We start from the raw sequence: 15,014 nt of genomic DNA on the forward strand, positions 1-15,014 counted from the left end.
CGCGGCGCGCGCGACGTGACGAAGATCGCTACTTGACCGTCGGCAGGTCCGGGCTGGACACGTCGTAGGTCTTGCCGGGCTGGGTCAACAGCGCGGACAGCTTCTCGGCCTTCTCGTCGGTGCGGTCGGTGGTCCCCCAGATCACCACCCGGCCGTCGCCGAGTGTCAGGGTGATCGAGGCCACCGAGGGCGCCGCGATCCGGCCGACCTGGTCCTGAACCTCGGGACGCAGCGCGGTGAGCACCTGCAGGGCGGCCTTGGTGGCGGGGTCGTTCGGCCCCGGATCGGCGACATCGAGGTAGGGCAGCGCCGGTGGCGGCGGCCCGGTCGCGAAATCCACGCCGTCGCGGTCGAACAGGTGTGGCCCGTCGGGAAAGTCTTTGACCGCCACCGGGACTCGCTCGACGATCGTGATCCGCAGCGCGGACGGGTACTGGCGCTGCACGCGCGCGCTGGCCACTCGCCGGATCGCCGCCACCCGGTCGGCGACCTGGTTGGTGTTGATCTGCAGCAGCGGCGTTCCGAGCCGCACCTGCGCCGCATCCAGGACCTCGTCCCGGGTCACCACGCCGGTCCCGACGACGACGATGTTGCGGGCCGACATCGCCGGCGTGAAATAGAGCACCAACGCCAACCCGATGCCGACGATCACCAGCAGGATGGTGACCAACAGCATCTTGAGCCCCCGAACAACGCCCCGCGCAACGGGTTTGGGTTCGTGGACCGGCCGTCCGGTGGCCCTGCGCTTGGCTTCACGGCGCGCCTCTTCGATGGCCATGGCGCGGGCCTGGGCGGCGCGGCGCTCGGCGCGTTCGCGGCGGGCCCGCCGGCGCGGCCCCTCGACCTCCGCCGGATCGGGGGTTTGATCGGCCTGTGGATCGGGTTCCGCCGGGTCGGCGCCCGTGCCGGTGAAGAGCGGCGCGGTGACCGCGTCGTCCGGGACCGGGTTGTCGGCCTGCATGGCCCCGGGCGGTTCGGGGGTCGGCTGGGTCATCGCCGCGCCCCCGGCGCGCCGCGGTTGGCCCGCCCTCGCAACGCCGTGACGATCTCGGGCCCCAACAGGGTCACGTCGCCCGCCCCCATGGTGACGATGACATCGCCGGGCCCGGCGACCGCGGCCACCTGCTCGGCGGCGGCGGAGAAGTTCGGAAGGTAGCGCACCGGGACGCTGACGTGCTCGGCGACGCTGGCGCCGCTGACGCCGGCCAGCGGTTGTTCGCGCGCGCCGTAGACGTCGAGGACGAAAACCTCGTCGGCGGCGTCCAGCGCGTGACCGAACTCCTGCGCGAAAGCCTTTGTCCGCGAATACAAATGGGGCTGGAACACCGCGATGCTGCGGCCGTCACCGCTCTGCTCGAGCAGGGTTCGGACCGCCGCCAGCGTGGCGACGATTTCCGTGGGGTGATGGGCATAGTCGTCGAACACCCGCACCGGCTGCCCATTGCCCGCGGCGCCGACCAGCTCGAACCGGCGGCGCACCCCCTCGAAGCCGGCCAGCCCGTCCAGCACCGCGTCGACCGGGGCGCCGATCTCGAGCGCCGCCAGCAGCGCGCCCATCGCGTTGAGCGCCATGTGGCGTCCGGGCACCGACAGCCGCATCACCCGCGGGTGCTGCTCGGGGTCCAGCTCGGGGGCCAGCTGGATCTGCGCGACCGCCTCGGTGCCCTGCTGCTGCCACGACAACAACTCGGCGGCCAGGGGTTCACCGGATTGCGAAGTCCCCGAGCCGGATCCGTAGCGCAGGACCCGAATGCCCAGTTCGGCCGTGCGCCGTGCCAGCTCCGCCGCCCCGGGATCGTCGACGCAGACCACCAGCGCCCCGCCGGGGGCGAGCCGGTCCACGAAGGCGTCGAACACGTCGACGTAGGCGCTGGCACTGCCGTAGAAGTCCAGGTGATCGGTCTCGATGTTGGTGACCACCGCGACATTGGGCGTGTACTCCAGCAGCGACCCGTCGCTTTCGTCGGCCTCGGCGACGAAACAGTCGCCGCTGCCGTGGTGCGCGTTGGTCCCGGCCTCCCCCATCTCGCCGCCGACCGCGAACGACGGGTCGCGCCCGCAGTGCTGCAGCGCCACGATCAGCATCGACGTCGTGGTCGTCTTGCCGTGGGTGCCGGTGACCATCAGCGTGGTGCGGCCGTCCATCAGCTTGGCCAGCACGGCCGGCCGCAGGATCACCGGAATGCCGCGCCGGCGGGCCTCGACGAGCTCGGGGTTGGTTTTCGGGATGGCGGCGTGGGTGGTGATGACCGCGGTGGCGCCGCCGGGCAACAGATCCAGCGACGACGCGTCGTGCCCGATGTTGATCTGCGCGCCCCGGGCCCGCAGCGCGTGGATGCCGCGCGACTCCTTGGCATCCGAGCCGGAGACCAGCCCGCCGCGGTCGAGCAGGATGCGGGCGATGCCGGACATGCCGGCTCCCCCGATGCCGACCATGTGCACCCGCTGCAGCTCGGGCGGCAGCTGCTCGGTGGTCATGGCTTTCCTCCGGCCGCCAAGCGGCCGAGCCGTGCCTTCCTGGCGATGTCCAGCGCCGCCTGGGCCACCTGGCGCGCCGCGTCGGGATGTCCCACCCGCGCGGCCGCCGCCGTCATCGCCGCCAGCCGCGGCGGGTCGCCCACCAGGCCCGCCACCTCCCTGGCGACCAGCTCGGGCGTCAGGTCGGCGTCGGCGACCACCATGCCGCCGCCGGCGTTGACCACCGGCAGCGCGTTGAGCCGTTGCTCGCCGTTGCCGATCGGCAGGGGCACGTAGATCGCCGGCAGGCCCACCGCCGAGACCTCGGCGACCGTCATCGCCCCGGACCGGCAGATCACCAGGTCGGCGGCGGCGTAGGCCAGGTCCATCCGGTCGAGGTAGGGCACCGCCACGTACGGCGGATCGCCCGGCAGTGGTTCGCGCAGGTCGAGCGTGTTCTTGGGGCCGTGCGCGTGCAGCACGGCCACGCCGGCGGAGGCCAGCCCGGCGGCCGCCCCGGAGACGGCCCGGTTCAGCGAGGCCGCCCCCTGCGAGCCGCCGAACACCAGCAGCACCCGCGCGTCGTCGGCGAAACCGAAGTGCCGGCGCGCCTCGGCGCGCAGCGCCGCGCGGTCCAGCGAGGTGATGGCCTCGCGCACCGGCACCCCGACCACTTCGGCGCCCGGCAGGCCGCAGTCGGGCACCGCGGAGAGCACCCGCTCGGCGCTGCGGGCGCCGACCCGGTTGGCCAGCCCGGCGCTGGCGTTGGCTTCGTGGATCACCACCGGGACCCGACGGCGGCGCGCGGCCGCAAAGGGCAGGTCCCGCGCGGCGAGATAGGCCGGCAGCGCCACGTATCCGCCGAAGCCGATCACCACGTCGGCGTCGACCGACCGCAGCACGGCGCGGGTTTCCCGGACGGCCCGCCACACCCGCGAGGGCAGGCGGGCCAGGTCGCCGCTGGGCTTGCGCGGCAGCGGCACCGGCGTGATCAGCTCGAGGTCATAGCCGCGCGCGGGCACCAGCCTGGTCTCCAGCCCCCGCGCCGTGCCCAGCGCGGTGATCCGGACCTGCGGATCGAGCGCGCTCAGCGCGTCGGCGACGGCCATCGCCGGCTCAACGTGGCCGGCCGTTCCGCCGCCGGCCAGCACGACCGACAGCGGCTTAAAAGCCGGCAACGCGGCACCGGCGGGCAGAGGGTCTGCCCCCCGCCCGCCGGTCGGCTCGTTGACCGTGTCGTTCACCCGTAACGCTGACCTTCCAATGCGCGTGTGCGCCGTTGCTGGCGCCGGCCGGCGGCCTGATTGGCTCCCAGGTTCGCATAGCGCTGGCCAGATCCATGATGCCTCGCCCGGGAGCGGGCGCTGCCCGCAGACTGGCGGGCCGGGCGGCCGGCCGCTCGCGGGGACGCCGACCGCAGCGGCGCCTCGGCGTTGCGGGGCGTCTTGCGCCCGGGTGACCCGGCGCCCTTGCGCGGCGCGCCGCGCGCTTGCGGGGCCGATTGCGGGCGAGACCGCTTGCGGTCGCGGAACGCCTCCAGCCGCGTCGGCGAATAGGGCTCGGGCGGCGGGAGCCGCAGGAGCCGGTTCACCTTGTCGTCGCGGCCGGCCCGCAGCGCGGCCACCGCCTCGGGTTCGTGACGGGCCGCATTGGCCATGATCCCGATCATGAAAAGCGTTGCCGCGGTGGAGGTTCCACCCGCGGAGATGAGCGGCAGCTGAATGCCCGTCACCGGGAGGATCCCGATCACGTAACCGATGTTGATGAACGCCTGACCCAACACCCACATCGTCGTGGTGGCGGTCAGCAGCCGCAGGAACGGGTCGGCCGAGCGGCGGGCGATCCGCATCCCGGTGTAGGCGAACAGCCCGAACAGGACCAGCAGCCCGAACGCGCCGATGAAACCGAGCTCCTCGCCGATGATCGCGAAGATGAAGTCGTTGTGGGCGTTGGGCAGGTAATTCCATTTGGCGGTGCCCTGGCCCAGGCCGTCGCCGAAGATACCGCCGTGGGCCAGCGCGAATTTCGCCTGCCGGGCCTGATAACCGGTGTCCTGCGGGTCGTTCTCGGGGTTGATCCAGGACCGCACCCGGTCGGAGCGGTAGCCGGCCGACATCGCCAGGACCGCCCCGGCCATGAAGACCGCGAGCAGTGAGGTGGCGAAGACGCGCAGCGGCAGGCCGGCGTACCAGAGCAGGGCGAGCAGGATGATGCCCAGCGACACCGTCTGCCCGAGGTCGGGCTGCGCGACGATCAGCGCCAGCGCGATCACCGCCGCCGGCACCAGCGGGATCAGCAGTTCGCGCAGGCTGGCCCGCTCCAGACGGCGGGCCGCGAGCATGTGCGCTCCCCAGATGGCGAAGGCGATTTTGGCCAGCTCGGAGGGCTGCATGGAAAAGCCGGCGACCACGAACCACTTGCGGGATCCGTTGGCCAGGTTGCCGATGCCGGGAACCAGCACCAAGACCAGCAGGATGACCGTGACGACGTAGGCGGTGAAGGCGACGCGACGGATGAACCGCACCGACATCCGCAACGAGGTGTAGCAGGCGACGAGCCCGATCACCGTCCACAGCACCTGCTTGCCGAAGATGATCCAGGCCGACCCGTCGGCGTCGTAGGACCGCACGCCCGATGCCGAGAGCACCATGATCAGGCCGAGCGTCGTCAGCAAGCCGGCGATGGCGATGATCAGGTGAAACGAGGTCATGGGACGGCCGAGCCAGGCGCCGAACCGGTTGTGCGAACCGCCGTCGGCGCCGGCCGCCTTGTCCTTTTTCGCCTTGGGCGCCTTCGGGGCTTTGGGCGGCTTGCCGGCCTTGTCGGCCTTGTCGGCCTTTTCTCCGTCGTCCGGGGGCGCCTCGGTGACCTCGGCCGCGTCGGTGACTTCCGCCGCCGAGTCGCCGTCCTCCGCGGGCCCCGTCTCGGTCCCGCTGGTCGCTTTACCCCGGCCCAGGAACCGGGTCAGTGCGTTACCCACGCCCGCCCTACCGGATCGCCGCGCGCACGGCGGCCGCGAACGCGTCGCCCCGGTCGGCGTAACCCGCGAACTGGTCGAACGATGCGCCCGCCGGTGCCAGCAGGACCGTGTCACCCGGCTGGGCCAGGCCACGCGCCGCGGCAACCGCCGCGGCCATGACCGCAGTGCCGAGATCCCGGCCCACATGTTTCACTTCTGTCACATCTGCACCAGAAACCACTGCAGTCGCATCCATACCAGCATCCTCGCCTGTCACAACGTGGAGGACGGGGACATCCGGCGCGTGTCGCGATAACGCCTCTGCAACCTCTTGCCGATCCCGGCCGATGAGCACGGCCCCGACCAGCCGCGACGCGATCCTGGCGACCTCGGCGTCCACCGATGCGCCCTTCAGCAAGCCGCCGGCGATCCAGACGACTCGGGGGTAGGCCAGCACCGACGCCTCGGCGGCGTGGGGATTGGTGGCCTTGGAGTCGTCGACGAAGGTGATGCCGTCGGCGACGGCCACGACCTCCGCCCGGTGCCGGCCCACCCGGAAGGTCGCGAGCGCGGACGCGATCGCCTCTGCGGGCACCCCGACACTGCGGGCCAGCGCGGCCGCGGCCAGGGCGTCGAGCACGCCGACGGGGCCGGGCACCGGTATCGAGTCGACGGGCAGCAGGGTCAGGTCGTCGGCGAAGGCGCGGTCGATCAGGTGGCCGTCGCGCACGCCGAGTTCCCCCGGGCCCGGCTCGCCCGACCGAAACCCGACGCGCACCGGCGCCCGCGCGGTCCCCAGCAGCGCCGCGGCCCGGGCGTCGTCCAGCCCGGCCACCGCCACCCGCCCGTCGAGCACCCGGGCCTTGGCCGCCGCGTAGTCGGCCATCGTGCCGTGCCAGTCCAGGTGGTCTTCGGCGATGTTGAGCACCGCGCCGCCCTCGGGACGCAGCGAGGGCGCCCAGTGCAACTGGAAGCTGGACAACTCGACGGCCAGCAGCTCGGCGGGCTGGTCCAGGACGTCGAGCACCGGGCTGCCGATGTTGCCGCACAACAGGTTTGCGCGCCCCGCGGCGGTCAGCATGGCGTGCAGCATCGACGTCGTCGTCGTCTTGCCGTTGGTCCCGGTGACCACCAGCCAGCGGCGCGGCGGCCCGTAGTGACCCGCGGCGTCCAGCCGCCAGGCCAGCTCCACATCGCCCCAGACGGGCACGCCCGCGGCCGACGCGGCGACCAGCAGCGGCGTGGCCGGTGAGAAGCCGGGGCTGGTCACCACCAGGGCGTAGCGGGAAATCCGCTCGGCTGCCGCCGACGTCGTAGCGGTCGCCACGCCCGCGTCGGCGTACCCGCGCAGGGTGGCCAGGTCGTCGTCGCACAGGGTCGGCACCGCGCCGAATCGGGTCAGGGCCGCCAGCACCGCCTTGCCCGTCACCCCGCCGCCGGCCACCAGCACCGAGGCGCCCGGCGCCAAGGGGTCAAGACCGCTCATCAGGCACCGATCGCGGCCAGCCACTCACCGTAGAAAAGGGCCACACCCAGCCCGCAGGCGATCGCGGTGAGCAACCAAAAACGGATGATGACCGTGGTCTCGGCCCAGCCGGCCAATTCGAAGTGGTGGTGAAAGGGCGCCATCCGGAACACCCGGCGCCCGGTGGTGCGAAACGTCAAGATTTGCAACACAACTGAGAGGACCTCGGCGACGAACAGCGAACCCAGCACGACGGCGAGGATCTCGGTGCGGCTGGTGACCGAGATGCCCGCGATGATGCCGCCCAACGCCAGCGATCCGGTGTCGCCCATGAAGATCTTGGCGGGCGCGGCGTTCCACCACAGAAAGCCGATGCAGGCGCCCGCGGTGGCGGCGGCGACGATCGCCAGGTCCAGCGGATCGCGCACGTTGTAGCAGCCCAGCCCCGGCGCGGTGACGCACGCGTTGCGGTACTGCCAGAACGTGATCAGCACGTAGGCCGCGGTGACCATGGCCATGGTGCCCGCGGCGAGCCCGTCCAGGCCGTCGGTGAAGTTGACCGCGTTGGACCAGGCGCTGACGACGACCACGCAGAACAACACGAACAGCGCCGGAGCCAGGGCGACGGTGGCGATCTCGCGCACGTAGGACAGGTCCGCGCTGGCCGGCGTCAGGCCGTTGGCGTTGCGGAACTGCAGCACCAGCACGCCGAAGATCACCGCGGCCGCGACCTGCCCGATCGTCTTGGCAGTCTTGTTCAGCCCGAGATTGCGCGACCTGCGGATCTTGATCACGTCGTCGAGAAACCCGACGCCGCCGAGCACGGTGGCCAGGCTCAGCACCAGCAGACCCGACGCGGAGCTGCCCTCGCCGTCAAACGCCAGCCCGGCCAGGTGCGTCCCCAGATAACCGGCCCAGATGCCGGCCAGGATCGCGACGCCGCCCATCGACGGCGTGCCTCGCTTGGCGTGGTGGGTCGGCGGGCCGTCGTCGCGGGTGTGGTGGCCGAACCCCTGCCTGGTGAACAGCCGGATCAGCGCCGGTGTCAACAGGATCGAGACGGCCAGCGCGATGGCGACGGCGATGAGGATTTGTCTCATGGGCGGGCTCCGCCGTCTTCTGAGCCTTGTGAAGTCAGGGCGTCGGCGAGCGCGCCCAAGCCGGCCGCGTTGGAGGCCTTGACCAGGACGACGTCGCCGGGTTGCAGCTCGGCCCGCAGCAGCGCCAGGGCGGCGTCGCTGTCGGCCACGTTGACGGCCCCCTTATCGGCTGAGCCCCACGAACCCTCCATGACCGCTCCGTGGTGCATGGCGCTCATCGACCTCCCACTTCCCACGACAACGAGTCGAGACACATCTAAGCGCACGGCCAGCCGGCCGATGCGATCGTGCTCGGCTATCGCGTCCTCACCGAGTTCGGCCATCTCGCCGAGCACCGCCCAGCTCCTGCGCTTTGACTGCGCACCTTCGCCGCCGCCGTGGGCGATCCAGGCCAGTGCCTGCAACCCGGCGCGCATCGAATCAGGGTTGGCGTTGTAGGCGTCGTCGATCACGGTGACGCCGTCGCCGCGGGTGGTGACGTGCATCCGGTGCCGCGACACCGGGCCGGCCCCGGCGAGCGCGGCCGCCACCTGGTCGACGTCGGCGCCGCATTCCAGCGCGACCGCGGCGGCGCACAGCGCGTTGGTGACCTGGTGATCGCCGTAGACGCCGAGCCGCACCTGCGCCTGCCGGGTCCCGGAGTCGTCGCGGTGATGCAGCGTGAAGCACGGCCTGGCCAACTCGTCGAGCGAGACCGGCCCGGCCCACAGCCGGCTGGGGCCCGCGCTGGTGTTCTCGGCGCGGCTGACCCGCACCACCCGGGCCGCGGTCACCTCGGCCATGGCCGCCACCGCGGGGTCGTCGGCGTTGAGGATCACCACCCCGGATGTCGGAACAGATTGGGGCAGTTCGGATTTCGTCTGTGCGATGGCCTCACGCGACCCGAACTCGCCCAGGTGTGCGGTGCCGACGTTGAGGACCACCCCGATCGACGGCGGGGCGATGTCGGCCAGCGCGGCGATATTGCCGGGGTGGCGCGCCGACATCTCGAGGACCAAGAAGTCGGTGTCGGGCGTCGCCCGCAGCACCGTCCACGGATGTCCCAGCTCGTTGTTGAACGACCCCGGCGGGGCCACCACCTCACCCAGCGGCGCCAGCACGGCGGCCACCAGGTCCTTGGTCGAGGTCTTTCCCGACGATCCGGTGATCCCGACGATGGTCAGCCCGCCCGCCACCAGTTCGGCGGCCACCGCCCGGGCCAGCTTGGCCAGCGCCGCCAGCACCGCCGCGCCGGAGCCGTCCGGGTCGTGCTCGAGCACCCCGGCCCGCGATCCGGACGCCCCCTCGGGGGCGACGACGATGGCGGGAACCCCGACCGGCCGAGCGGCCAGCACCGCCACCGCACCGGCCGCGACGGCCGCGCCCGCGTGGTCGTGGCCGTCCGACCGGGCGCCCGGGAGCGCCAGAAACAGCCCGCCAGGTACGACGGCGCGCGAATCGAATTCCACCGTCCCGGTGACGTGGCGTTGCGCGGCGTCCTGCGGCGAGACGTCGGACAGGGTGCCGCCGACGATGTCGGCGATCTGGGCGACCGTCAATTCGATCATCGTTGCGCCCCGTCGAGGTCCCGCAGCGCCTGCGCCAGCTCGACCCGGTCGTCGAAGGGCCGGGTGTGCCCGCCGGTGCGCTGGCCGGTTTCATGGCCCTTGCCGGCGATCAGCACCACGTCGCCCGGGCGCGCCCAGGCGACCGCGTGCCTGATCGCGTCGCGCCGGTCGGCGATCTCGACAATGTCTGCCGCACAACCACTTTCGGCCGCACCGGCCAGGATCTCACGGCGGATCGCGGCCGGATCCTCGCCGCGCGGATTGTCGTCGGTGACGACGACCAGGTCGGCCAGCTCGGCCGCGGTGGCGCCCATCGGTGCACGTTTGCCCGGATCGCGCTCGCCGCCGGCGCCGAACACCACCGCCACCCGGCGGTCCGGACGCGCCAGGGTGGTCAGCACCGCGCGCAACGCGCCGGGTTTGTGGGCGTAGTCGACCAGCGCCAGGAAGTCCTGGCCGGCGTCGATCTCCTCCATGCGTCCCGGCACGCGGGCCTGCAGCAGCCCCGCCGACGCCTCCTCCGGGGATACCCCCACCGCGTCCAGAATGGCTAGTGCGACAAGGCAATTGGCGACGTTGTAGTGGCCGGGCAGCCGAACGCCGAGTTCATGCGGCGCCCCGGCCGGATCGAGGACGGTGAACCGTTGTCCCCCGGCGCCCATCGGGGCCACGTCGACGGCACGCCAGTGCGCGGGTTGGCCCTCGGCGCTGACGGTGATCGCGTCGCCTGCTCGGGCCGCCATCGCGCGCCCGGCCTCGTCGTCGACGCACACCACGGCGCGCCGGGCCCGCAGCGGGGAGTTCGGGTCGAAGAGCAACGCCTTGGCCTCGAAGTAGTCGGCCATGGTCTGGTGGAAGTCGAGGTGGTCGCGCGACAGGTTGGTGAACGCGCCGACCGCGAATCCGGTCCCGTCCACGCGGCCCAGTGCGAGCGCGTGGCTGGAGACCTCCATGACGACGGTGTCCACCCCCTGTTCGGCCATCGCCGCCAGCATCGCCTGCAGCGCGGGGGCCTCCGGCGTGGTCAGCGCGCTGGGAATGTCGGCGCCGTCGATGCGGATGCCGATGGTGCCGATCAACCCGGCCCTGCGGCCGGCGGCGCGCAGGGCGGACTCGACCAGATAGGTCGTGGTGGTCTTGCCCGACGTGCCGGTGATTCCCACGGCCGTCACCCGCTCGGACGGGTTGCCGTACACCGTGGCGGCCAACCCGCCGAGCACGCCGCGGGGGTCGGGGTGAACCAGCGTCGGCACAGATTGCCTCAGAGCGCCCATCTCGGCGACCCCGGCGGCGTCGGTGAGCACCGCGACGGCGCCGCTGTCGATCGCTTGGGCGGCGTAGCGGGCACCGTGGGTGGTCGAACCGGGCAGCGCGGCGAACAGATCGCCGGACACCACATCCTGAGCACGCAGCGTCACGCCGGTGACCAGTAGGTTCGGGACGGCCCGATCGCCGGCCGACGCGGCTGCGATGTCAGCCGCCAACGCCGGCAATCGCACGCCCGCTGCGGCGCTGGGCCGCAGCGCACCGGGCACCGACACCCCGTCACCACCTCCGTCAGCCATGATCGGCCATGACACCCTACCTAGGAGCACGGGCCGACGAGACGCTCCCGCGCCCGGGCGGCGGGGTTACGGTCTTTTGCGCCGGTCGAGCAGGGGAAGCCAGACGGTGTCGACGATCTCTTCGATGGCTTCGTCGGGCAGAGGCCGCAGCGTCATGAGGACCTCGTAGCGGAACAGGTCCACGGGCAGGCGCGCGATGCGCTCAGTCATCTGGTCGGGTTGGATTTCACCGCGATCGATGGCGCGTTGGATCGCCTGCTCCAACGCGCCGTCGCGCCGCCCGCGCACCAGCGTTTCGAGATCGGCCAGGCTGCTGCCGGTCTGCTGGTAGAAGCCGCCGAGCCGGGTCAACAACGGCACCACCAACGCCACCCTGACCTTGTTCGCTTGCCGCAGCAATGCGATCACGTCACCGCGCAGGCTGCCGGTGTCGGGGGCGACCACGACGTCTTTGGCCACCTCATGCGCCACCGCGGCGAGCGCGAGTTCCTGCTTGTTCGGCCAGCGCCGGTAGAGCACTGCGCGGCTGGTGCCCGCCCGTACCGCGACGGCGTCGATCGTGAGCTCGTCGTAGCCGCGTTCGGTCAGCTCCGTCCACGCCGCATCCAGCAAGGCCTCCTCCAATGCGGGGCCCCGGCGCCGCCGAACCACGCCGGTCGAGTTAAGAGACATTGCGTTTCCTAGCGTTCGGGTTTATGTTTCTTTGGATACAGTCCGTATCTTATAGGAATCAGGGGTGGAATCGATGCGCATTCTCGTCTCCGGTGCCGGAATCGCCGGCCTGAGCGCGGCGATAAGCCTCGGCGCCGACGGCCACGACGTCACCCTGGTCGAACGCGCCAACCACTTGCGGGTGAACGGCTCCCCTATCGACGTTCGCGGGGATTCCATCGACGTCGCCGACAAGATGGGCGTGCTCGCACAGAGCCGCGCTCACCGGGTCGACATGACCGAACGCGTCCAGTTCATCGACGAAAGCGGCACCGTGGTGGCCGAACCGCCACTCGACGAGTTCAACGACTCCGCCGGCGACATCGAAATCCCGCGCGAAGACCTCACAACCATCCTGTACAACCGGCTGGGGCCGTCGGTAGAGCTGCGGTTCAACGAATCCATCAGCGAACTCGATGACGATGATCGCCGCGTCGATGTGCGGTTCAATTCGGGCAACCGCGAGCGCTATGACCTGATTGTCGGTGCCGACGGAATGCATTCGGCGGTGCGACGGCTGACATTCGGACCCGAGCAACAGTTTCTGCGCCATCTCGGCTTTTATGTCGCACTGGCCGAATTGCCCGGCTACACGCCGTCCGGGCGCGACAACCCGATGTACAACTTCCCCGGGCGCCTGGCCGGCATCGCCGCCTATAACGACAAAGCCTTGGCGGTCTTCATGTTTCGATCGCCCTGGATCGACTACGACTACCACGACCTCGCGGCCCAGAAGCAGATCCTCGTCGACGCATTCGCCGGCCACAGCGAGTGGCGGGTACCCGATCTGGTCGACGCCGCGGTCGCCGATCCGGAACTGTATTTCGATTCCGTCAGCCAGATTCACCTGCCCACCTGGCATCGCGGCCGCGTCGTCCTCGTCGGGGACGCGGCGCACTGCGCCTCGAGCCTGTCGGGCCGCGGCACCAGCCTGGCCCTGACCGGCGCCTGGTTTCTCGCTCGAGCGCTGCGCGACCATCCCGGCGACCTCGGCCAAGCGTGGCAGCAATACGAACGCGACCAGCGACCACACGCTCTTCGCTGCCAGGCCACAGCGGCGCCCGGCGGCGAGTTCCTGATTCCAGCCACCCAAGACCAAATCGACGCGCGCAACCGCGATTTCACCGTCGCATCGGGGCGCGGGCGGGAAGTCTAGGTGGCCTGCAAGGTCAGCGGCGGGCCCGGGTCCGGCGACAGCGGCACGTTCTCGCGCTGCATGAGCCAGCCGGCGATGTTGTGGAACAGCGGGGCCGCCGAGTGGCCCGGTGTGCCGTCGGCGTTGCGCTCCGGGTTGTCCATCATGATGCCGATGACATACCGGGGGTTGTCGACGGTGGCCATGCCAGCGAACGTGATCCAGTAGACGTTGTCGAAGTAGCAGCCGCAGGCCGGGTTGATCTGCTGCGCGGTACCGGTCTTGCCGGCCATCTGGTAACCCGTCACCGCGGCGGCGGGACCGGTGCCCTGCTGGTATCCCATCGGGTCGTGTTGCACGACGGCACGCAGCATGTTGCGCACGGTCTGGGCCGTCTGCGCCGACACCACCCGCACGCCATCCGGACGCGGTTCCTCGGTGCGGGTGCCGTCGGGCGCGATGGTGGCCTTGATGATCCGGGGCGGGATGCGCACCCCGTCGTTGGCGATCGCCTGGTACATGCCGGTCATCTGCAGCAGCGTCATCGAAAGACCTTGGCCGATGGGCAGGTTGGAGAAGGTGCTGCCCGACCATTGGTCGATCGGCGGCACCAACCCGGCGCTTTCGCCGGGCAGGCCCACGTTGGTGCGCTGCCCGAGCCCGAACTTGCGGACCATGTCATAGAAGCGCTCCGGGCCGACCCGCTGGGCGAGCATCAAAGTGCCGACGTTGGAGGACTTTCCGAACACGCCCGTGGTGGTGTAGGGCATCACCCCGTGGTCCCAGGCGTCGTGGATGGAGACCCCGCCCATCTGGATCGAACCGGGGACCTGCAGCACCTCGTCCGGATTGGACAGGCCGTACTCGATGACCGAGGACGCGGTGATCACCTTGTTCACCGAGCCGGGCTCGAACGGCGAGGACACCGCCGGGTTGCCCAGCTGTTTGTCGCCCTGCCGCCCGATGTCCTGGGAGGGGTCGAACGTGTTGTCGTTGGCCATGGCCAGGACTTCGCCGGTCTTCGCGTCGAGGACCACGGCCGAAACATTGTGTGCGCCAGACACATTCTTGGCCTGCTGCACCTGCTGCTGCACATAGAACTGGATGTCGTCGTCGAGGGTCAGCTGGACCATCGAGCCGTTGACGGCCCGATGCCGGTTGCGGTAGCTGCCGGGGATGACCACACCGTCGGACCCGCGGTCATAGGTGACCGAACCGTCGGTTCCGGACAGCACGGAGTCCATGGCCTCTTCCAGCCCCAGCAGACCGTGGCCGTCCCAGTCGATGCCGCCCACGATGTTGGCCGCCAGCGATCCGCCCGGGTACTGGCGCAGATCCTGGCGTTCGGAACCGACCTCGGGAAATTTGTCCGAGATCGCGCTGGCGACAGCGGGATCCACGGCTCGCGCCAGGTAGACGAAATTCTCGTCGCTTTGCAGCTTTTTCAGCAGGGTCGCCGAGTCGGGCTTGTTGCCCAGGCGACCCGAGACGTCCTTGGCGATATCGCGCAACCGCTGCTGCGGGTCGGGGGCGGCCGAATTCTTGGCCTTGGCCTCGTCCAGCTGCTTGTGAATGCGTTTCGGCTGGAACGTCAGCGCACGCGATTCGATGGTGAAGGCCAGTTGATCCTTGCGGCGGTCGATGATGCTGCCGCGCACCGCCTTTTCCACGTCGGTGACCTTGAGCTGTCCGGCGGCCTGGGCCCGCAGCGACGGGGCGCTGGTCACCTGCAGGACGAACAACTGGGCGGCGGCCACCAGCATCAGCACCAGGATGACCACATTGCCGGCGCGATGACGGAAAACGAACGAGCCGCCGCGGCTGGCCATTTGCGCGATCTGACGGGTGCGCCGCTCCCGCGCCGAGTGACCGGCCCCCACCGGCTCGGGCCGCTGCGCTCCGCGGCCATCCTTGGGCTGCTTGGCTTTCCGAAATCGCTTCGGTTCCCGGACGTCGCGACCCTGGTCCGCTTGCTGCGGTTTCGCCCGGCGCTTGGACTGCCGGACGCCGTTGCCCGCCAAGTCCTTACGGGGGCCGCGCGTCGGGCGTGCGGCCTGCGACCGGCGTGCCCGTGG

11 protein-coding genes are annotated in these 15,014 nt (G+C 70.9%); 1 reads left to right on the forward strand and 10 read right to left on the reverse strand.

Annotated features, from left to right (window positions below; genetic code table 11):
* Positions 1–28 precede the first annotated feature (28 nt).
* From JF781_RS11535 to JF781_RS11575, 9 genes are all read right to left on the reverse strand, one after another.
* Positions 29–994, reverse strand: a complete 966-nt coding sequence (locus JF781_RS11535; RefSeq protein ID WP_225330245.1) for a cell division protein FtsQ/DivIB — start codon at positions 992–994, stop codon at positions 29–31.
* A complete protein-coding gene (gene murC / locus JF781_RS11540) occupies positions 991–2,478 on the reverse strand; it encodes a UDP-N-acetylmuramate--L-alanine ligase (protein ID WP_225330246.1) in 1,488 nt (495 codons plus the stop codon). The genes JF781_RS11535 and murC overlap by 4 nt, the downstream gene beginning before the upstream one ends.
* Positions 2,475–3,701, reverse strand: a complete 1,227-nt coding sequence (gene murG, locus JF781_RS11545) for an undecaprenyldiphospho-muramoylpentapeptide beta-N-acetylglucosaminyltransferase (protein ID WP_225330247.1) — start codon at positions 3,699–3,701, stop codon at positions 2,475–2,477. The genes murC and murG overlap by 4 nt, the downstream gene beginning before the upstream one ends.
* Positions 3,698–5,437, reverse strand: a complete 1,740-nt coding sequence (ftsW, locus tag JF781_RS11550; protein ID WP_225341168.1) for a putative lipid II flippase FtsW — start codon at positions 5,435–5,437, stop codon at positions 3,698–3,700. Before ftsW ends, murG begins: the two co-directional genes overlap by 4 nt.
* A gap of 7 nt (positions 5,438–5,444) precedes the next feature.
* Positions 5,445–6,902: a UDP-N-acetylmuramoyl-L-alanine--D-glutamate ligase gene (murD, locus tag JF781_RS11555; protein WP_225329796.1), complete on the reverse strand. Its 1,458-nt coding sequence runs from the start codon at positions 6,900–6,902 to the stop codon at positions 5,445–5,447.
* Complete coding sequence (gene mraY / locus JF781_RS11560) at positions 6,902–7,981, reverse strand: phospho-N-acetylmuramoyl-pentapeptide-transferase (RefSeq protein WP_225329795.1); 1,080 nt, start codon at positions 7,979–7,981, stop codon at positions 6,902–6,904. Before mraY ends, murD begins: the two co-directional genes overlap by 1 nt.
* Positions 7,978–9,528 (reverse strand): UDP-N-acetylmuramoyl-tripeptide--D-alanyl-D-alanine ligase, encoded by a 1,551-nt coding sequence (murF, locus tag JF781_RS11565; protein WP_225329794.1) that lies wholly within the window; start codon positions 9,526–9,528, stop codon positions 7,978–7,980. Before murF ends, mraY begins: the two co-directional genes overlap by 4 nt.
* The gene (locus JF781_RS11570; protein ID WP_225329793.1) at positions 9,525–11,093 is read right to left on the reverse strand and encodes a UDP-N-acetylmuramoyl-L-alanyl-D-glutamate--2,6-diaminopimelate ligase; all 1,569 of its coding nucleotides are present in this window, start codon (positions 11,091–11,093) and stop codon (positions 9,525–9,527) included. The genes murF and JF781_RS11570 overlap by 4 nt, the downstream gene beginning before the upstream one ends.
* A gap of 66 nt (positions 11,094–11,159) precedes the next feature.
* Positions 11,160–11,765 (reverse strand): TetR/AcrR family transcriptional regulator, encoded by a 606-nt coding sequence (locus JF781_RS11575; RefSeq protein ID WP_225329792.1) that lies wholly within the window; start codon positions 11,763–11,765, stop codon positions 11,160–11,162.
* A 64-nt stretch (positions 11,766–11,829) separates the two neighbouring features.
* Between JF781_RS11575 and JF781_RS11580 the strand changes: the two genes are divergently transcribed.
* Complete coding sequence (locus JF781_RS11580) at positions 11,830–12,960, forward strand: FAD-dependent monooxygenase (RefSeq protein WP_308011594.1); 1,131 nt, start codon at positions 11,830–11,832, stop codon at positions 12,958–12,960.
* Here JF781_RS11580 and JF781_RS11585 read toward each other — a convergent pair.
* Positions 12,957–14,960, reverse strand: coding sequence for a penicillin-binding protein 2 (locus tag JF781_RS11585; protein ID WP_255641727.1), 2,004 nt, complete (start codon positions 14,958–14,960; stop codon positions 12,957–12,959). The genes JF781_RS11580 and JF781_RS11585 overlap by 4 nt on opposite strands.
* Between the last annotated feature and the right edge of the window lie 54 nt (positions 14,961–15,014).

The organism is Mycobacterium sp. WUMAC-067 (assembly GCF_020217485.1).
Classification (GTDB): Bacteria; Actinomycetota; Actinomycetes; order Mycobacteriales; family Mycobacteriaceae; genus Mycobacterium.

Excerpts from the sequence above, each read along its gene's own strand:
- JF781_RS11535 (WP_225330245.1), bottom strand. The coding sequence starts at position 994 with ATGACCCAGCCGACCCCCGAACCGCCCGGGGCCATGCAGGCCGACAAC.
- murC (WP_225330246.1), bottom strand. The coding sequence starts at position 2,478 with ATGACCACCGAGCAGCTGCCGCCCGAGCTGCAGCGGGTGCACATGGTC.
- murD (WP_225329796.1), bottom strand. The coding sequence starts at position 6,902 with ATGAGCGGTCTTGACCCCTTGGCGCCGGGCGCCTCGGTGCTGGTGGCC.
- mraY (WP_225329795.1), bottom strand. The coding sequence starts at position 7,981 with ATGAGACAAATCCTCATCGCCGTCGCCATCGCGCTGGCCGTCTCGATC.
- murF (WP_225329794.1), bottom strand. The coding sequence starts at position 9,528 with ATGATCGAATTGACGGTCGCCCAGATCGCCGACATCGTCGGCGGCACC.
- JF781_RS11570 (WP_225329793.1), bottom strand. The coding sequence starts at position 11,093 with ATGGCTGACGGAGGTGGTGACGGGGTGTCGGTGCCCGGTGCGCTGCGG.
- JF781_RS11575 (WP_225329792.1), bottom strand. The coding sequence starts at position 11,765 with ATGTCTCTTAACTCGACCGGCGTGGTTCGGCGGCGCCGGGGCCCCGCA.